Source organism: Paenibacillus sp. V4I3, from assembly GCF_030817215.1.
Taxonomy (GTDB): domain Bacteria; phylum Bacillota; class Bacilli; order Paenibacillales; family NBRC-103111; genus Paenibacillus_E.
The window spans coordinates 1727386-1747459 of the sequence record NZ_JAUSZA010000001.1 but is presented as its reverse complement, the minus strand read 5'-3'; the positions used below and the strand labels follow the sequence as shown (position 1 = coordinate 1747459).

15 protein-coding genes are annotated in these 20074 nt (G+C 45.5%); 5 read left to right on the top strand and 10 right to left on the bottom strand.

Going from position 1 to position 20074, the window contains the following annotated elements; translation table 11 throughout:
- Positions 1-143 precede the first annotated feature (143 nt).
- The 3 genes from QFZ77_RS08230 to QFZ77_RS08220 all read right to left on the bottom strand — a co-directional run bounded on the left by QFZ77_RS08230 (position 144) and on the right by QFZ77_RS08220 (position 4314).
- Entirely contained in the window at positions 144-1109 is a 966-nt protein-coding gene (locus QFZ77_RS08230) for a CapA family protein (RefSeq protein ID WP_307449330.1), read from the bottom strand.
- 582 nt (positions 1110-1691) lie between these two features.
- Complete coding sequence (locus QFZ77_RS08225; RefSeq protein WP_307438371.1) at positions 1692-2531, bottom strand: alkaline phosphatase family protein; 840 nt, start codon at positions 2529-2531, stop codon at positions 1692-1694.
- 22 nt (positions 2532-2553) lie between these two features.
- On the bottom strand, positions 2554-4314 hold the full coding sequence (locus QFZ77_RS08220) for a glycoside hydrolase family 35 protein (protein WP_307438370.1): 1761 nt from the start codon (positions 4312-4314) through the stop codon (positions 2554-2556).
- A gap of 162 nt (positions 4315-4476) precedes the next feature.
- Between QFZ77_RS08220 and QFZ77_RS08215 the strand changes: the two genes are divergently transcribed.
- Positions 4477-5385, top strand: a complete 909-nt coding sequence (locus QFZ77_RS08215; RefSeq protein WP_307438368.1) for an AraC family transcriptional regulator — start codon at positions 4477-4479, stop codon at positions 5383-5385.
- A 213-nt stretch (positions 5386-5598) separates the two neighbouring features.
- Here QFZ77_RS08215 and QFZ77_RS08210 read toward each other — a convergent pair whose 3' ends face one another.
- The 7 genes from QFZ77_RS08210 to QFZ77_RS08180 form a co-directional block, all read right to left on the bottom strand.
- Entirely contained in the window at positions 5599-6543 is a 945-nt protein-coding gene (locus QFZ77_RS08210; RefSeq protein WP_307438366.1) for a stalk domain-containing protein, read from the bottom strand.
- A gap of 124 nt (positions 6544-6667) precedes the next feature.
- Positions 6668-8947 carry a helix-turn-helix domain-containing protein gene (locus QFZ77_RS08205; protein ID WP_307438363.1) on the bottom strand — a complete coding sequence of 760 codons (2280 nt, stop codon included), beginning with the start codon at positions 8945-8947 and terminating at the stop codon, positions 6668-6670.
- A 173-nt stretch (positions 8948-9120) separates the two neighbouring features.
- Positions 9121-9999 carry a carbohydrate ABC transporter permease gene (locus QFZ77_RS08200; RefSeq protein ID WP_307438361.1) on the bottom strand — a complete coding sequence of 293 codons (879 nt, stop codon included), beginning with the start codon at positions 9997-9999 and terminating at the stop codon, positions 9121-9123.
- 12 nt (positions 10000-10011) lie between these two features.
- Positions 10012-10929: an ABC transporter permease gene (locus QFZ77_RS08195; protein WP_307438359.1), complete on the bottom strand. Its 918-nt coding sequence runs from the start codon at positions 10927-10929 to the stop codon at positions 10012-10014.
- A gap of 66 nt (positions 10930-10995) precedes the next feature.
- A complete protein-coding gene (locus tag QFZ77_RS08190) occupies positions 10996-12612 on the bottom strand; it encodes a type 2 periplasmic-binding domain-containing protein (protein WP_307438358.1) in 1617 nt (538 codons plus the stop codon).
- 240 nt (positions 12613-12852) lie between these two features.
- Positions 12853-13623 (bottom strand): DeoR/GlpR family DNA-binding transcription regulator, encoded by a 771-nt coding sequence (locus QFZ77_RS08185; protein ID WP_307438357.1) that lies wholly within the window; start codon positions 13621-13623, stop codon positions 12853-12855.
- A gap of 138 nt (positions 13624-13761) precedes the next feature.
- Positions 13762-15417 (bottom strand): DUF4091 domain-containing protein, encoded by a 1656-nt coding sequence (locus QFZ77_RS08180; protein ID WP_307438356.1) that lies wholly within the window; start codon positions 15415-15417, stop codon positions 13762-13764.
- 224 nt (positions 15418-15641) lie between these two features.
- Between QFZ77_RS08180 and QFZ77_RS08175 the strand changes: the two genes are divergently transcribed.
- The 4 genes from QFZ77_RS08175 (at position 15642) to QFZ77_RS08160 (ending at position 19681) form a co-directional block, all read left to right on the top strand.
- On the top strand, positions 15642-16592 hold the full coding sequence (locus QFZ77_RS08175; RefSeq protein WP_307438351.1) for a metallophosphoesterase family protein: 951 nt from the start codon (positions 15642-15644) through the stop codon (positions 16590-16592).
- Positions 16593-16619: 27 nt separating this feature from the next.
- Positions 16620-17471 (top strand): DMT family transporter, encoded by an 852-nt coding sequence (locus tag QFZ77_RS08170; protein WP_307438349.1) that lies wholly within the window; start codon positions 16620-16622, stop codon positions 17469-17471.
- A 139-nt stretch (positions 17472-17610) separates the two neighbouring features.
- Positions 17611-18198, top strand: coding sequence for a TetR/AcrR family transcriptional regulator (locus QFZ77_RS08165; RefSeq protein WP_307438347.1), 588 nt, complete (start codon positions 17611-17613; stop codon positions 18196-18198).
- 64 nt (positions 18199-18262) lie between these two features.
- Complete coding sequence (locus QFZ77_RS08160) at positions 18263-19681, top strand: MFS transporter (RefSeq protein WP_307438344.1); 1419 nt, start codon at positions 18263-18265, stop codon at positions 19679-19681.
- Positions 19682-20074: the final 393 nt, after the last annotated feature.

Here is a 20074-nt window from a genome sequence, read left to right as displayed (position 1 = left end):
CCCCTCCCATGTGCTTACATGGAGAGGCACTTTTGTTGTCCGAAGTCAGGATAAATTTCATACTGCTTCTTCGACTTTATTTTATTATAAGCAGCAACTGTATGCCATCATATGAAGTCTGGAAAATCTCCTATTGATGTTTATCAAACCGGTACAACTGTAAACGTAGTCTTATCCGCCTTCCTTTTCTTCACTATCGTTGGAATTTGGTCGATTTTGAGAACATCTATGACGCCACTTTCATTTTTAGTTAGTGTCAATGACAAAATCATACCCCGAATCGTATTCTCACCTCTGGTCAGCTTCGACGATATGAAGTTACCTAGTGAGGATGCAGCGACTCGATTGCGCACCTTGCCATCGTTGTCTTTGACTACGGTCTGAGTTATCGGGTGCAGCACATGAGGATGTGAGCCTAAGACTACGTTAACACCTTGCTTAAAAAGGAACTGCATCAATTGCTTCTGATCTCTGCTCGGATACGTCTGATACTCTTTCCCGAAATGTAAACATACTATGATGAAATCGGTTTTGTTTTTCAATTGGCGGATATCTGCAATCATCTTTTTTCGATCGAATGGATTAACCATCCAACGATGAGGAACAGGTATGGCATTCGTCCCTTTGGTATAGGCCAAAATGCCAATATTCACCCCTTTTACACGCATAATCAAATGCTGATTAGCTTCATCAAGGGTACGAGAGGTCCCCGTATGCTTGAGCCCGTTTTGATCGAGGATCTTCAATGTCCGCTTTAAGCCAACTACACCACCATCCATACAATGATTATTGGAAGTTGTTAATACATGAAAGCCTACGTTTTTCAGCGTTGCTGCTAATGCATCCGGGCAATTGAATACGGGGTACCCGGTTCTCGGATTCCTTCGTTCCATTGGACAATTGCATTTGGGACGGATTCCCATCCTGCCCAATTGCCTGTTCCCAGAGAAGGTCGTCTCCAGATTACCAATCGTTAGATCGTGGTTCATTAGATAAGGTTTAATGGGTTCAAAAATAGGATCAAACGAATATCCGTCTCCTTGTTTAGCAGAGTCAATGATTTCACTTTTCATCAACAAATCTCCGACAGCGGCAATCGTAATTTGCACCAACGCATTCACTCCTCTCATGAGCACATTATTCGCTGAAAGGGGTAGTTGATTGTAAAATAGGCTGGGCTTTAAGTCCGCGCAGGTTGGGCGAAGCTGTGCTGAGGGCCGGGTGCTTGGTGCTGGGGCTGGGTGATAGTGTTAATTCTGAATGTTGGGCCCGGTAACTATCACACCCAGTTACAAGGTATTTAGCGATGTTAATCATCGCTAAAGTATGGAGATTCCCCTTTCACACACACTTTAGCAATGAAAAACATCACTATGGAGCGGAAAACGGACTAATTAGCTTGATTCCACGTCATTTAAGGTTGTTTTATATCGTTAACGAAACACATTTCGGTAGCGTTCAAATTTAATGATGAAAAACATTCTTGCGTAGCGGCAATCATACAACCCGGCCTGCGTTGCCAGTTCCGACGTCACAAAAGCCCATTTGTAAATTCCGAGCTTTACTAAAAAAGAAGAACCTCCATTCCCACTGGTGGACTCGGAGGTTCTTTCACGAAAAATCTGAGACTGACTCATTCCTGCTTAGCACATTCGGCGTCTGGCTAGATCCAGTCGCCGTGCCTTCATCCGTTAGCGCTGCCCCGTTTGCGCCAGCAACCCGCTCGGAAGCTTGGCATCCCAATTATCCGGGAATGGCAGACCCAGCGCAGACAGCGCGACGGCAGCTGTGTCCATAATACTCAGGCCAGCCAAATCAGCCTCTGTTTGAACGCCAGGACCACGGCAGCCCCAGAAAATCGTCATGTCTTTCGGATGATCGCTTCCGTGATTGAAAGCATCCAAGCCCCCGCCGCCATGATCCGTCGTTATGATAATCAGACTGTCTTCCAGCATTCCTGCATCTAAAATGGCTTTACTGATCTCACCGATTTGATTGTCTGCATGCGAGATCGCCTTTAAGTACTCCTCGGAGCCATACCCATGCCGATGGCCGGCAGCATCCACATCATCCAACTGAACGAACAGCAGCTCAAATTCCGGATTGTTACGGATATACGCGGCAATGGCAGGAACCAATTCTTCATCAGGTGCAGCGTATTTATAAACTGCGTCGTTCTCTTCAATGATTCCGGTCTGTATCGGTTTCCATGAGACGAAGGAAGCCATCATCTTGCTGTTAGGTTTGGCTTCGCTTATGATTTGAAATAAGGAAGGCGCTGCCGAGGCAATTGGGTAGTTCTGTTCCATTTTAATATTCAAATGGGACTCATGCCTCTCCGGCATTACACCATGCAGCAGAGAACCCCAGCATTCCCCGCTATTGGAGGGAAAGACAGTCTGCGCATGATCCGTTTTGGCTCCGCCCAGGAGAAGCACATCGATATACGGCGTATCAGCTTCGCTGACGAACGCACCCGCTCCATCTATTCCAAGAATGATGACTCTTTTGACTGCCGCTGTTGATACCATTGTCAATCCCTCCGATTACAAGTTATCCCAAATCCGGCGCATCCGTCAGTTCGATGACCGATTCCTCCGTATGATGTAATTCAAATACGATAATTTCATTGCGTCCAGTTCGCAGTAAAGGTGCCGGCAGATACAACGTTTGCTGCGGCCCTTTATCCCAATAACGTCCCAAATTAAAACCGTTAATCCAGACTACGCCTTTCGACCAGTTTTCTAAACGAACGAACGTGTCTCCCGCTTCTTCCACGGTGAATTCCCCTCGATAAAAGGCAGGACGATCATTCCTTTCATTCGCCTCAGCGGAACGTCCAAATGGAATCGCCGTCAAATCGTCCAGTGGGAGTGGATATATTGTCCAATCAAACAAGAACTGATTGTTCATCCGCACACCCTCTGTAATACCTTTATAGTCCTTTAATTTCGGACCATAGTTGACGCGTCCCATGTTCTCGACCACAATGTCAAGCTTCGCGCCTTGAGCGGGAATGTCCATCGGGAGTGGACGTGAATCCCATCTTTCCACCGTACCTTGGTAGACACCGTCCAAGAAGACTTGCGCACGGTCATGTACCTCCTGCAGGTGCAGCTTTTCACCGGTACGCGGCCCGGACACATGCGTGGAATAAACGATGAATCCATAGCTTTGGCCCAGCTTTTCCATCGGCTCTGGACAAGTGCTCTTAACGGGCTTAGCGAGATGTGACAAATGTTCAAGCATATCTGCCTTTTCGGTCAAAGCGATTCGACCATAACTTTTCTTCTTTATTGGTGCAGGCAATTCTGGGAAATCCTCAACATTTTTACCTAAAAAACCTGCAATCACGCTGCGGACAGCCCTATATTTCTCCGTCTCATCTCCGCATTCGGACAAAGGCGAATCATAGTCGTAGCTGGTGATTGTCGCTTCATATTTATCATGATAGTTCGCTCCGTTGTAGAAGCCAAAGTTCGTCCCGCCGTGGAACATGTAGAAATTAACAGAGGCCCCAGCGCGAAGCATTCGGTCGAATACGTCCGCAACATCGCCCGCATCACGCGTATGGTGAGGCTTCAACCAGTGATCAAACCAACCGTTCCAGTACTCCATGCAAAAGAGTGGCTCATCAACACGGTATTCACGAAACTTATTAAAAGCTTCCTCCGGTTTAGAACCGAAGTTCACCGTGGCAAGCGTGCCTGGAACCGTCCCGCCCTGCAGCATGCCGTCCTCCGGACCGTCAGATGTAAACAGCATAACATCTACACCGCGTTTGATGAGTCCATCCCGCAAATACGTTAAATACGCTGTGTCATTGCCGTAGCTGCCATATTCATTTTCAATCTGCATCGCAATGATGGGTCCACCATTTGTGCCAAGCAGCGGGACCAATTGTGGGATCAGCGCGTCATAGTAATGGTCGACTCTCTCCAGATAAGCCTGATCCATGCAGCGAAGCCGCATATCCGGATAGTTCAACAGCCATGCCGGTAATCCGCCAAACTCCCACTCCGCACAGATATATGGGCTCGGCCGCACGATCACATGCAGACCCAAACTACCAGCCTGCTCCACAAATCTCACGATGTTCGCTATTCCATCAAAGTTAAACACATTTTCCTGCGGTTCATGCAAATTCCAAGGAATATAAGTCTCCACGGTATTAAACCCGCAGGCTTTGAGCTTCAATAAACGATCTTCCCAATAGTCAGGCACGACGCGAAAATAATGGATGGCTCCAGATATGAGTTGAATAGGCTTCCCATCTAAAAGAAACTGCTTATTTTGAGCTTGTAAAATGGCCATGGTTATCCCTCCGACTGATGAATGCGATAGTGTATGAATGATCTAATCATCGCTGAAAAGGCGGTCAATCCTCAATCTCCAAATGGAGCATTTTCTATACCAAATGTGCCAGTTCAATGATATGATTGAACGTACAGCAATGACGTACGGAAGGAGCCCTTCATGGATGATTTGTACCGTTTTCCGAATATGATCAATACCTTACAAGTAGTAGGATGCCATTTTGGCTTACAGCCCCCGGGATGGCATTACCCTCGGCATCATCATCATTTGTTTGAACTGCTTTACTGCTCGGAGGGTGAAGTTGTGCAAGAAATGAACCGTGAATCCATAACAATGCGGCAAGGAGACTGGCTGCTGATCAAATCAGGCGTGAGGCATCAATCCTCCAATGCCGCTGCCACAAATTATGGCTACTTTAATGTGCATTTTGATCTTGATGATACCGAAATACGCAGCCTGCTATCGACTACTCCATATCGGCACATCCATCATCAGGATGCGGAGCAAAGCAGGCTTCAGTTCTACGTAAGCGAACTAGAGGCTATCATGCATCGCAATCGGACTGAGGACACGGAGCAAGAACAGCAATATCTGCGCTTCGAGGATAAACTGCTGCTGCAATCCTATACACTGCTAATCATTCATGATGTGCTAGATTTGCTACGCAAACAGGATTCACTGAGCAAACATGCGCCAATGAAGGACAAAGACGCCTCCTTGTTCACCGCTGATGTCGCCCATGCGATTGAAGAAAAGCTGTCGCTTGGCCTCTGCGAGGAGGCGTCTGTCGCGGGGGTCGCGAAAGAGCTGAACCTGAGCCGCAGTCAGTGCAGCAAGCTCTTCTCCAAAGTCTACGGACTATCACCGCGTCAGTATGTCAGCCGGCAAAAGCTGAACCTAGCCAAAGAGCTGCTCGTCACAACTAATTTGCCGATGACAGACATTGCGGAGAAGCTCGGCTTCCATTCGGCCAGCCACTTCTCGCGGCAATTCCGGCGCTGGACTGGCCTGTCGCCAAGTGAATTCAAGCCGAAGCATCATGCTGCGCAGCAGCCGCTCGTACTTTAGCGGAACGTTCCGCTAATCCCATTTTCAACGTGTTTATCACGAAATAGCGCATCGTCGTTCAACTTGCTCATCCTTCCGTTTCTTTGAACAATAAAAACGCTCGCAAACCTCGAAGTTTGCGGGCGTTCTCGTGTGTTTTGCTCCTGTTTCCCGGTTTGCGGGCGTTCTCGCGCATTTCACTCATGGTCCCGGTTTGCAGGCGTTCTCGGTATTTTACTCCTGTGCCGCGTCTATGTCCGGTGTTTGTTCTTCAACCTCGTTAATCACGACGCTTTGTGATTCTGGTTCCCACTGCACATCGGCTTTCAGCGCTTCACTAATGAAGCGAGCCGGCACCATCGTGGACCCCTGATAGACTTCTCCTGCCACTTCTAGATCAACGGCTTGTCCATTCACAAAGGCTTTGCGAACACCTAACACAAGCTTCACTGTGACACCATCTTTCACCACGGTAACCGAGTTATCTTCTGGATTCCAAGTAACGGTAGCCTGCAAGGCTTCAGCAATCGCTCGGAAAGGAACTAACGTGTTCCCCTCTTTAATAAATGGCGGGACTTCAAAGTGAGGTTCAAGGCCATTAACGTAGGCTTTGACACCTAACTTGCCTCTCTTACTATTCAGTGCTCCAAGTTTTTTATATACAGTCAGGTTCGTAGAGTCTGATTTAATCACTTCTGTTTGAATCTCTGCAGCTATGTCCAAGTCCCCGTTATTCTCTGCCTCAATGACCGAGTCCGCAAGAATTGAACCAATATCTGCCGTTTCGCTTAACTGCAAATTATACTTTTCCAATAATTTGGAAATGACGGCACCGGCAGGGCGATCTTTGACGTTTTCGTAAGCGTTTTGTAAACCTTTATACCCCTTATGTCCATGAGAGCCGTAGGTAGATGAAGTCACCGTTTCTTGTTCTCCGGAAACCTTCTTTTCCTTTTTTTTCTTTTTCTCCTTCAGCTTCCCATCCACTTGATCGTTAGAACTTGAACTTGATTTAGAACTTGAACTTGAACTTGAACTTGAACTTGAACTTGAACTTGAACTGGTACTCGAACTTGAATGATCCGAACCTTTATCATGCTTAGGCTCTGCATACGCCACAGAACTTAATAAAGTACCCAGAACTGCTAGCGAAACCACAATGTTAAGCTTCCATTTCATGCTTTACACGCTCCCAGAATAATTTGTCGTTTTTTGTATATTGAATCATTATACCTAATAAACAGACAATATTCTGTATCACAGCACACAAAATGGCACTTTAATTCTTGCCTTATTCCCTGCATTATTCCCCTTTCCTGAACTGTCCTGGTGTAATCCCCTCATAGCGTTTAAACACCCTGATGAAGGTATTACTGTTCGAAAAGCCGACCTTTTGCGTAATATCCGTAATCGTATCATCGGTCTCCGTCATTAACTGCTTGGCCAGCTGGACACGCTGTTTATTTACGTAATCAATAAACGTTTCACCAGATTGCTCTTTGATGAAGCGTGACAAGTAAGGCGCATTGACTTCGAACTTCAGAGACAATGAGGTCAGGCTCAAATCCATATCCGCCAAATGCTCATCAATATAGCTCAGCACTTGATCCTTCAGATTCGTATTGTGGCTTTTCTTCTTGGAATCAACGTAGTCACAGACGGTTTTCAAAAACTTATAAATTTCATCTTCAATTTCCACGAAGGACTCGCACTGGGTCAATTGTTTAATGAGTGCATGCTTCTCTACCGCCAATTCATTAGGTCCCTGATCCAGATGCTCAATGGCCTTCAAGATCGTGCCGATCAGTTCAAACATGAGAAGCTTGCCGAGCTGAAGCGACAACGTGCCGTCCGACACATTCGTTACGATCAGTTCGCTGACAGCCTCCATGGCTTCCTCGTACTGCCCGGTTCTAATATGATTGATCAGCTGCCGCTCCATATCCAGCGGATAATACAGCTCGTTCTTCGGTCGTTTGATCCGATCAAAAGGTATGATTTGGCTTGGACCTATAACAAACTTATATTCCAGCGCCTCCAGCGCCTCGTCGAATCCAAGGGGGATTCCGGTCAAGAGTGGATGGATATCACTGATGCCAATCGTCAGCTGAATATAAAATTTCCCCTGAATAATCGTCTGCGCCTCTTGCGCAATATCAATCAAATCCTGCTTCGTCCGAACTTCATCTTCATTCTGAATGTTAACCAGAAAAGCAATCATACCATCCACTTCGGTCGTGAACACCGTATGTTTTCGGCCAATCAGCTCTTCCGTAATGTTCGTCACAATATAATAAACATACTGTAATTTCGACTCCGCATCGCGCGTCCCACCATCAGCAAACAAAGCCTCATAATCGCCGATATGAAACAGCAGGATGGCAAAACGGTTCGTCTCGAACCGCAGGTCAAACGATTCCATCGATTGCGCGAGTGCAGAACCGCTCTCGACTCTGCCTTTAAGCAGCCGTGCCAGAAAATGGCTGCGCAGCACGTCTTGCTGCTTCTGAATAGTTCGGTTCGCCGTAACCTGTAAAGCTTCATTTTCCGACATGAAGGACTGGAGCAGTGAGAATTCATTCCCAATCCCTTCGATATTGGACTTCACCTTCGGAGAAACCAAATCCACCATGCGGCGGATCGGCATATAATGTCTTCGCGTCAGCCAGATGGACATCGGACCACCGACAAAAATACACATAAATAAGCCAGCGTAAATCCAGCTGCGCAATTGACTTACTTTCGCTGAATAAATTTTAGTAGGAACGATGGACACATACTTCCATTCATTTTCAACCGAAGAAACGTAAGAAACCGTTACCTCTTCCTTGCCCCATTTTTGACTAAATGAACCCTCCGCTGAGTGGATCTGCTCGAAATCAATATCGGATACATGATCCGAATCGCCTGCCGTCATCAGCAGCTTATTAGTGGAATCGAGTATCAATACGCTGCCTGCTTGGGCAATTTGGATATTTGAGATAGCTGCTTTCAAACGTTCTGCATTCAGCATGACAACAAGTGTTGCCGGCGCTTCGCTGGCATTCTGAATCGGCAGTGACTGCATGTACACCATGTCATCGTCAGCGAATTGAAGGAAATTTCCATAGTAGATTTTCTCCATACTGTCGCTCCATTGTTTCATGGTGATGCCTTTATTTTTTGCGTGGAGCAATTGGAAGAGAAGCTCATCTTGATTCATTGTCGATGTCGTAACACCGAAATGATCTTTTTTCATATATACATATAAATCGTTAATATCCCCATTCGAGGCCGCATAAGAACGAAGCGAAGTGATCAGATCCAGTGTATCGATCTTGACTTGCGAATTGTTGAAATCAGCTTGATTAACATACTTAATGACTTTAGGATCCAGGGAAAGCTGGAGCCCCATCCGCTTAATATCTTTGAACTGATTATCTAGCGATTGCTTCACTTGGTTAAGCAGCGCTTTATTGGATCGAATGACCTCCGAGCTCAGTAAAAACTGCGACTGAATAAGAACCAACATCGTGATGACGATGGGAATACATAGAATGGTTAAGTTCGAGTAAAGCCAAAATAAAAATACGCTCCGCTTCACAAAGAAGTCCTCCCTCACTCATGCTGTAAGCAGTATTATCCCATCTTCATCAGCTCAAGTACATCTACGATTTTTGTAACATCATCATTTTTGTTGATTCCCTCACAGAAAGTGGAAAAAACCAAATATCCCGCCCTCTTTTTGAAGATCCAAAAAGAGAACAGGCCTGGTCGTTATTCTTTGAGCGCGCCGACCATAACACCTTTCACAAAATATTTCTGTAAAAAAGGATAGGCAATTAGAATCGGCAATGTAGCCACCATGATCGTTGCATATTTAATACTTTCCCCAATCGCTTGCGTGTCGTTCGCATTCCCCGTTCCAGTGGTCATCGAATCCGTGCTGTTTTGCACCAGAATTTCTCGAAGAATCAGCTGCAGCGGGAACATCTCCCGATCGTGAAGGAACAGCATCGCATTAAACCAGGAATTCCAGTGAGCTACACCATAATAAAGCACCATAACGGCAATAACAGGCATGGACAGCGGCACTACAATCTGGAACAAAATGCGCCATTCGCCTGCGCCATCAATCTTAGCGGATTCCATCAAGCCCTCAGGGATCGCTTCGAACGAAGTTCGCATAATAATCAAGTTCCACGTACTGATCGCCACGGGTAAGATGAGGGCAAGGTAGCTATTTCCCATGTGCAGATAGTTGTTGATTAACAAATATGTCGGAATCAATCCGCCGCTGAAATACATCGTGAACACGATGCAGATCATCAAGAACTTCCGCATCACAAACTTTCTGGACAGCGCGTAGGCCCCAAGCGTTGTAAAAAACAGATTAACCGCCGTACCCACAATCAAGATGAGTAATGTATTCCCATAACCCGTCAAAATGTTGGGATTCGCAATCACTTTCTGAAAAGCGTCGAGATTAAACCCGAGCGGTCTAAACAACAAGCCCGAATGCTGGATAAGCAAATTAGAATCACTGATGGATGCCATGAACACATAGTAGAACGGGTACAACGTACAGACGATAAGCAAAATCATGAGAATCGCATTACCGATATCGAATAGACGCTCAGTTGCGCTTAATTTCATCGTTAGTTCCTCCTACCACAACCGGCTGCCGGAGAATCGGCGGGATAAGCTGTTAGCGCTAATAAGTAGAATAAAGTTAATCATGGATTGAAATAGCCCTACGGCCGTTGTATAGCTAAAATCATTCCCTTGTGCTAACCCTTCTCGATACACAAAGGACGAAATCACATCCGCCGTTTCATACGTATTCGGATTATACAGCAGGACGACCTTCTCGAAACCGACCTCCATCAATCCACCAATTCGAAGAATGAGCAGAATCATAATGGTTGGAATGAGCCCAGGAAGCGTTACACTCCATATTTGCCGGAACCTTCCTGCCCCATCAACGCGAACAGCTTCGTATAACTCCGGGTTAATCCCGCTAAGCGCAGCCAAATAAATGATGGACGACCAACCGAGTTCTTGCCAAACAGACGTGCTGACGAAAATGGTACGGAAATTGCCGGCATCATTCATAAGTGCAGAATCTTGCCCGCCAAAGAACATAATGATGGAGTTCACAATACCTCCACGGTTCGTGAAGTCAATAATTAACCCTGAAATGACAACAATCGAGATGAAATGCGGCAAATAGGAAACCGTCTGCACAATCGATTTAAAAAGCTTCTGGCGAATCTCGTTCAAAAGAATCGCGAGAATAATCGGTGCAGGGAAGCCGAAAAGGAGGTTATAAATGCTAATCAGAAACGTATTACGCAGCACGCGGATAAAATAATAGCTTTTAAAGAAAGCTGTGAAATGCTGAAACCCTACCCAATCGCTGCCCCAGATCCCTTTTGCTGGACTGAAGTCCTTGAAGGCGATAACAGCGCCATACATGGGAAAATATTTGAAAATGAAGAAGTACAGCACAACCGGCAGTACCATCAGGTAGATCGCGCGATTTTTTCTTATGTCATCTAGTAAAACCCGAAGGGAATTAGCCATGTTCTCACTTCCTTACCTGTATGATGAAGAAGGGGAGGCTGGCTCCCCTCTATTTTTTGAAATCTATTAACGTTTGTTGTAACGATCCGTTGCCGCCTGATAAATATCCGTCGCGCGGTCAATGTTCATCTTTTTAAATTGCTCCACAGCTTTGTCGAAATCTTCGATTTTCGCGGCGCCCATGACCACTTTCGTGACTTGCTCGGACAAGAGCGTACTTACATCATTCATAATTTTCGCAGATTCCTTCGCTTCATCCGGTGTCAGCGCCACTGGCGGCAGCAACACTTTGTATGCATTATTCGCATATTTGGCGTAAAGTTTTACGGCATCTTTTTGCGACTGCAATTGATAATATTGATCATTGTAACGGTCATCGTCCAAACCGGAGAAGCCGTAGTTGGCAATAAAATATTTAGCCATCGCTTGACTGATCGGCAGGTTATCCGGATTTTTCAAAATCAGGTCCGTGTACTTCGGTTGACCATCTACTTTCGTGTACGTTTGGCCTTCGATACCGAAATTTTTGAGCATTGCGCCTTCTTCGCTATACAGATAGTCCAGCGCTTTCACGGTTTCAGCAGCATGCTTGTTCGCACTTGTGATCACCGTTCCGATGTTGTCGTATTCCCAGGACGCTTGCACGAACTTAGGTTCGTCGCCTTTCTTCAATACTGGATATTGGACAGGAGCAAGTTTTGCTTTCGGATCTGTCTTTTGCAAGGCAGGCGAATACGTACCGATACTTCCGCCGATGTATCCATAGAACGCCCCAGCTTTGCCGGAGGTTACTTTCGAATCCATCGTTTTTCCGTCATTGGACGCAAAATCCGGATCGATCAGACCCTCTTTGTACCATTTTTGCATAGTCGTCAAGTATTGCTTATATTCCGGTTGGATGGGTCCGAACTTCACTTTCCCATTGTCGATATAGAAGGCGTTTGATACGCCGTAAGCGCCTGCAAAATCAAAACCACCAATAGCAGTCGATTTGTTCAAAGTGAAAGGAATAGCGCCTTTCTTCTCTTTGAAAGCTTTAAGTACTGTTTCCCACTCGTCGACCGTTTCAGGCGCTTTCAGTCCCAGTTCTTCGAGCCAGTCTTGTCGAATGATCATACCGCTGAATGTTTTGTACTGACCATATTGACCTACTTTCAGATGAGGCATCACATAAATATCGCCGTTATCTGACTTGACTTGTTTGGCGATCTGCGGATTCGCATCCAGAATCTTTTTCAAATTCGGAGCATTCTTCTCAATTAAATCATTCAGTTTAATAATCGTGCCGTCTTTGAACATTTTGGATGTTCCGCCCTGCACGCTGTTCCAACTCCACAGCATCGAATCCGGCAGATTATTAGAAGCAACCATAACACCGTATTGCTGAATATCATCTTGCGGTGTATTTCCGGAAGAATGTTGGAAGTCAAACGTTACGTTTGTTTTCTTGGCCCACTCTTTTACCATAGGCAGCTCGTTCAAGCTCTTAACGACGGCTTTCGCATTCGGATTCATTGGTGTCCATAATGTCACCTTCACAGGTTCTTTAGAATCAGCAGTTGCGACTGGCGCTGTGCTGCCTTTATCTTTTGTAGATCCAGCATTTCCGCAAGCGGTTGCAAGTGATAGTGCAAGAATGGTCGCCGCGATCGGCAGTACTTTTAATTGAGATCTTCTTTTCATGGAAACACTCCCCTTATATCGTAGTCCGGCGCTAACGCCGTGAAGCGGATTAGCCCTGTGAAAGAAGCATATCTCACACTTCCTGATGTCGTATATCGTCGATTATTCAATCGTATTGTTTTCTTAGGAATAGACGTCGCTTCTTTTTGTACCATCATCATTATTTGAGAATTCCCTTATTTGCAAAGAAAAAATCGCCCTTTCGCCGCTATGGGAGCCGGTTCGGTGGCGATTTGCGTATTAGTCGCTGATCAGCACTTCAATGCCGAGCGCCTCAATTGTATCGATCCATTCCTTCGAGCAGCCTGAATCGGTAATGAGCATCGAGATTTCTTCAAGCTTGGACACTCTAGCAAACGTAGCCATACCGAATTTGGAATGATCCGCTACCAGGATGGCTTCCTCGGCCCGCTGCATCATTTTCCGTGAGATAATAGCTTCAGCCAAATGGAAGTCTGTAATGCCGTCCGCGAGTGAGATGCCTCCAACAGAAATAAATGCTTTGTTCACTTTAAATTGATCCAGCATCTGATCCGTCAGGGAGCCTGATGTGGCTTGATACTCGACGTTCACTTCCCCGCCTGCGAAGATAATTCTTCCCCGGAACGTTTCCATGGCCAGATTGAGAATCGGAACTGAATGGGTGATCAAGGTTACACTCGTACGATCCTTCAGGTAAGGCAATATCTCAATCGTCGTCGTGCCGTTATCCAGCATAATCGTTTCCCCGTCTTGGACCAAAGAGGCAGCCAGCTTGCCGATCGCTGTTTTCTCTGACTTCATCATTTGGGTCCGTTTGAGAAAGGGCGGCTCAACAAGCTCCATGCGCATTTTGACAGCGCCTCCGTACACTTTGCGAAGCTTGCCTTCCTTCTCTAGCCGATCTAGGTCCCGCCGCACCGTTTCCGTTGAGACATTAAGCATCTCAGACAGGTGATGCACCTGCACTTTCCCTTCCATCTCCAAATGGTTCAGGATGGTCATCCTGCGATCTTCGTATGTTAATGACATAATGGCCTCCTAAGAGTTTTCCGTAAGGAAACTGGCATCGTAAGCATCAGCTATTGACCGATGATATCCACATGGTGATGTTTCCTGTTGTTTTCATCCAGTTTATAAGGTGGCGCTTACGATGTCAACGGATCGGCTTCATCCTTTAGCCAGCGATGCAATAAGTTGATTGATCTTCTCACGTTTCTTGATAATCCAGTCGGGTTCATGCGGATAATCGCTGAATGTTAATGGCACAGCAAGATCTTCTTCAACCATAGCAATAGTTTTCTCGCGACCAATTAAACCTTCTAACATTTCAAGCGCCCTTACATCTTGCAACGCTTCATAAAATACGACCATACGAATAGATTCGATTGGTCCCGTTTCTCCTGGATATACAAGAAAGGCATCCCCAGAAGGAAAAGCTCGATCCGCATCCGTTTGGACAAATGGATTCACCATTTTACGTGCATATTGTGAATACCAGAAGTTATACCCCCAGTGTAAAAATCCTCGTATATTAAATTTATATAACTGGAATCCAATGATCCGATTTCTCTCCGAAGGAAATGCAAAGAATCGATTTGATACTTTTTTGTACTGCGCACAGCAATAATAAGTCCAAAGGTTATCCACGCCGCGGCTAATAAAGGAATCGATATGATTATTGGCAACCACTGGTGTGTTCACAAGGCCATGCGCGTAAAATTCATAGTCCGAAAGTGCATCGAACGTAGGATATCCTTGAAAGAACTGGCTCAATCGGGTACTTGCTGCTCGATATGATTCCAAATTGTCCAAGGTCGGTTCGTCCGAAACGTGGAAAAATACGCGATCCTGAATGCCCTGCTTTTTGATAAACTGATCCAATTCAGGTAAAAATGCCTCTAGAAACTGGCCATATTCTTCTCCAGTTGCGTCTGTTTCCCAACCAAATATTCGCTTCAGCTGCCCCTTTTCCGCAGCCATGATTTTGGGCGCAAACTGTGCCCCCCATTGCGTAAATAAATGAGAAAACTCATAGTATTCAACCCCGCAGCGTTCTCCAAGTGCTATCCATCTCTCTAGTAAGCGAAAATCAAATCGGTACCCATTCTCATCACGCTCTACCTCTACCAACTGCACAGTAGTCCGCTCACCGCCAACTTCTGTATCCAATGGAGGCGTGAATAAGGGTGTTAAAATCATATTGATTCCTTGTTTGACCGCAGTTTGAACATATTGCTCAATAAGAGTCCAGTGCTCTTCGCTGAAGACATTCACATTGTAATGATTAGCCAAACAATCCGTATGAAACCATTCGGTTCGAATCAACTTTTGCTTGGGCAAAGAACCGCTCATTACGTGCAAATGGATACGTTCCGATCCCATCTTATTGCCATCTGAGGATAACAACATCACATCAATCGGATACACACTCTCTAAATGTTGATTTTTGAGATCCACCGTTATCCATAGAGAGCTCCAGCTCCCAGGTAAAGCGACTTCACCATTTACATCCAATGGCATCAACGGATCGGGATACAGACCAGGTTGATCACTGATCACATAACCATCATGATCGCCATAACATGCTAATTCACTTGGCACTAATCCGACTTTTCGAATTGTTATACACTCGGCTAGAGGTGATTCGATTTCGATGCGTATGCCTTTGATAAGCTGCTCCGATCGATAGGCTACCTGAAACGAATAAATTTCGTTGCTGAACGTTGTTGCTCGTTCAAGGAAATAAAGAGAATTGAGTTCATGATGAGCGATTACTTTAGCCAAAGAATTCAAACATCGTAATTCAACCTTTTTATCAGACATGATGTGATCTCCTCTTACTTAGAATTAATATGTTGATTGATTATAAAGATACGGTTGTTACTCCGTACCGTATATCGGCATTTTTTGCCTAATCGCTCTTTTTTGTGAAAAAATTCTTCATTGACAGCATAGCAAACCAGCGATACAATAGCCAACAAACAACAATATATAATAAAGAAACAACATGATTACTACAAAAATACAACTTATAGGGGGACATTATCGTGCAGCATCAGCTTGTCTTTCGCGAAGATCGAACTTTTACGATTGCCCAGTTCACCGATTTACATTGGGAAAATGGTGAGGATCAGGATCAGGAAACACGTCGTCTAATGGAAGAAGTGCTAGACGCTGAGCATCCTGATCTTGTCGTATTTACAGGCGACGTCATTTACACAGGGCACGGGGCTTCTGGTGAACCTGTTTGCGAGAATCCGCATCAAGCGTTTCGCGATGCCGTTCACACGGCCGAATCTCGCGGTATTCCATGGGCTGTTGTGTTCGGCAACCATGATACAGAAACTACCATCACTAGAGATGAACTTATGCATACAGTGCTTGAGCATTCCCATACCATTACCCAGCGAGGACCAGAAGGAATTAACGGTGTTGGCAACTATACGTTATCCATTTCCGGTCCCGATGGTCAGACCGCTGCCGCTTTGTACTTCTTTGATTCCGGGGATCGCTCTGTGCTGCCGCATATCCAAGGTTATGATTGGATTCGCAGCAATCAGATCGACTGGTACAGGGAGGAATCCCGTAAGCTCCAATTGAGCATCGGGGCGCAGGCGTACCCTGCCTTGGCCTTCTTTCACATCCCGCTTCCGGAGTATAAACAAGTTTGGGACAATGAGACCTGCTACGGCAACAAGTTTGAAAATGTCTGCTGCTCTCCCGTCAATTCAGGACTATTTACAGCAATGGTTGAAATGGGCGATATCGTAGGGACCTTCTGCGGACACGACCACGTCAACGATTATTGGGGCGAGCTTTACGGAGTACGTCTCTGCTACGGAAGAGCAACCGGTTACAATACCTATGGCAAAGACGGCTATCCACGTGGTGCCCGGATGATTCGACTCCGCGAAGGCGAGCGTTCTTTCGAATCCTGGCTGCGACTGGCTGACGGTACGGTAATCATCGATCAACCCGAACACAACCCCAACGTTTAACTTCTCTCAAGGTTTGGAGATGATCGCTTGTTTATCGTTTCAATTTTACTAGTCGTAGCTTCTGGTCTTACGCACGCGGTCTGGAGCTTATTCACCAAAAGAAGCCAGAATAAAAGCGTCTTCCTATGGTCCATCATGATGGTAACCACAATCGGACTTCTTCCTTATTTAATCAGAGAACTATGGCTTACCCCTTTATCTCTAAAAGCCTACGGATTCTTACTTTTATCTGCTTGTTTGCAAAGCGTCTACTCCCTGTTGTTGGCACGCACCTACAATATGGGCGACCTGTCCCAGGTGTATCCGATTATGAGAGGCACCAGCACGCTCTTCATTCCCATTGGCAGCGTCTTGTTCCTTCGTGAATCCTTATCGATATACGGTTGGATAGGTCTGCTCTGCATGGTCTTCGGTTTCATTTGGCTTAGCGGTATTTTCACCCGTAAACAAGCATCCGCCGGAACGGTTAAAGCATTCCTTATGGCCCTTAGTGTCGGCCTATGCACGACATGCTACGTTTTTGTTGATCGCATCAACCTTCAGCATGTTTCAGCTATCTCTTTATTAGAGGTTACGAATATTGGGTTCATGGCTGCACTGACGCCGATTGTACTCGCTTCTAAACAACTTCGCGTCGAATGGAAGCTGAACGCCAAGATCATTTTACTGGGTGCGATCCTCAATCCCGGATCTTATTTGTTATTTTTGATCGCCATGAAATATGCTCCTGTCGCCCATATCTCACCAATTCGTGAGATTGGCACTGTCTTTGCTACGATTCTGGGCATTGTTGTGCTCAAAGAAAAGCAAGGCACACTACGAATTATTTGCTCGATTCTTATCCTGATCGGCATTCTGATCATTAGCTTTTTTGGCTAAACAGTGGTGCCATGCGGATAAAAGCGTAATTTTGCAGAAAATTCTTTATAACAGGATATACATACATTGACTTTATTTCATATCCATCATATTATAATGTCAGTGAGTACTGACATCGTTGTGGAAGAGGGATAATAACATGGACGGCAGCAAGCTGGGAAGCAGCGATAGACTTCTCTTAGCGGCGCTCAATTTGATCGCGGCTAAAGGCTACAATGGGGTAACCACCCTTGAAATTGCCACAGAAGCAGGTCTTAGTGAGAAGACATTATTTCGCCAATTCGGCAGTAAACAGAAGCTTCTCGAAGCCGCATTTGACCGCTATCATTATGCCGAAGAGATGAAAAAGCTGTTTAGTGAAAAGCTCGTGTGGGATCTGGAGAAGGATCTGCTTCTGGTTAGTAAAACCTATCATGAGATTATGAACCGTAATCGCAAATTGATCCAGATCAGCCTCAAAGAAGAAGGCCAACTGCCCGGATTCAGCGAGCGTACGCATAAGCATCCTCTGCAATTGTTGGAAATCTTAACGAATTATTTCATCACGATGTCCGAGAAAGGCAAAATGATTCCCACGAATCCGGAGATGCACGCCTTCTCCTTTATGATGATGAATTTCGGGGCGTTCATGAACGATCTCGATAGCCATAAAAATTACTCAACCATTTCGTTGGAGCCATTTATTCAAGAGAGCGTAAAGATTTTTGCTAGGGCCTTACAACCCTAGTTTTTTTACAGAGTCAATGTCAGTCAGTACTGACAGTCAAATTTTAAAAAGGATGTGGTAACGTATGACTACCCAAACCCAAGAACCGCAGCAAGCCGGTGACAAATTAATGCGTATTTTGATGTTCACCCTGATTATATCCATGATGAGCGGCATCATGTTCAACATCGTCTTGCCCAAGATTAGTGAAGACTTCTCCCTTACGATTTCCCAGGTCAGCTGGCTTTCTTCTGCCTACATTCTGATCTACGCGATTGGCGCAGTCACCTACGGAAAGCTGGCAGACCGCTATAGGCTGAAAAGTTTGATAACCTTCGGACTCCTTTTATTTACGACCGGGTCTCTCATCGGGCTGACCTCACAAACATTCGGAATGGCGCTAGTTGGCAGATGTCTGCAAGCATCCGGAGCTGCGGTTATTCCCGCGATTGCGATGATCATACCCTTGCGGTATTTCGCTCCGGAGCGCAGAGGTGCAGCTCTTGGTATGACCGCTGTAGGCTTAGCTTTTGGTAATGCACTTGGGCCTGTTGTCGCTGCTTTAATCGTTAGCACGGTACACTGGCGCTGGTTATTTGCTGTACCCTTGCTTATTTTGGCGACCCTCCCTTTTTACCGCAAATATTTAGGAAATGAACTGCCTGGAACAACAGGGAAATTTGACTGGATTGGCGGTAGTCTGTTGGCCATCACAATAGCCTTATTTCTGCTGAGTGTTACGAAGGGAATCTGGCTTTTGTTAGGTGGCTTACTCGCTTTAGGGTTATTCATTGCTCGAATTTACACGGCTGGGGAGCCCTTTATTGCGCCAAAACTCTTTCGAAATAATAAGTACACGCTCGGACTAACCATTTCATTCCTCATCAGCGGTACTTGCTGCTCACTCTATGTACTCAGTCCTCTGCTATTAGCAAATATTCAGAAGTTGCCATCCGTTTGGATCGGTTTCGCGATGGTCCCTGCAGCTGTTGCTTCTGCTGTATTTGGACGTAGAGGCGGTAGACTCGCGGATCTAAAAGGCAATTCGTTCGTCGTTTATGTGGCTTCAAGCCTACTGCTGGCTTGTTTTATTTTACTCTCCACTTTTACTGGAGGATCCCCCCTGTTTATTGCTGTATTTCTGATTCTTGGCAACGTCGGGCAATCTTTCATTGTCATTGCGTTATCCAACTCGGTTTCAAGAACCCTGCCTAAGGAACAGGTCGGCGTGGGGATGGGCATGCTGGCGATGGTCAACTTTATTTCGCAAGGGATTGCTATTGGCATATACAGTAAAATTGTTGATCTTGGATCCCAAGGCATTCCAAACTGGAACCCCTTTTACAGCTATTCATCTGGCTTTATTTTCAGTAATATCTGTTTGGTTATAGCCGCATTGCAACTGGTTATTCTAGCTATTTACTATTTCTCGTTTGGTAGAAAGAAGCAAAAGAAGACTGTAGTCTTGAAGGAGTCTGAGACAAGGGCTTTACCGAATATTTAGAACTAATCGACAAAATTAAGAAGGCCTATGCATAGTTGCATGGGCTTTCTTAATTTCACTTTTTAAATATTAAAAAAGACAGCCTGAAAAGGCTTATTTAGGTCTGCACGAAATTCCGTTTAGAGCTGAACTGGACCAGGCTCAAGGGTGAACTGATAATATGCATCCCGTATCTTTGTTCTTAGCTTGATAGGCATGTGGCGGTACCCCTTTTAAATTTTATGGGAACAGTACCCCAATGATGATATAGCGAATAACAGCGCTTTTTTTCCGCATCTGCGCGGCTTGTTCGGACAAGCTCTAATCATCCATTACCAAAATCCCGATAGTATTGGTATAACGGGTCAAATGGCACTGAAAAACAATGTAATACATTTTTATGGAGCGTGAAAT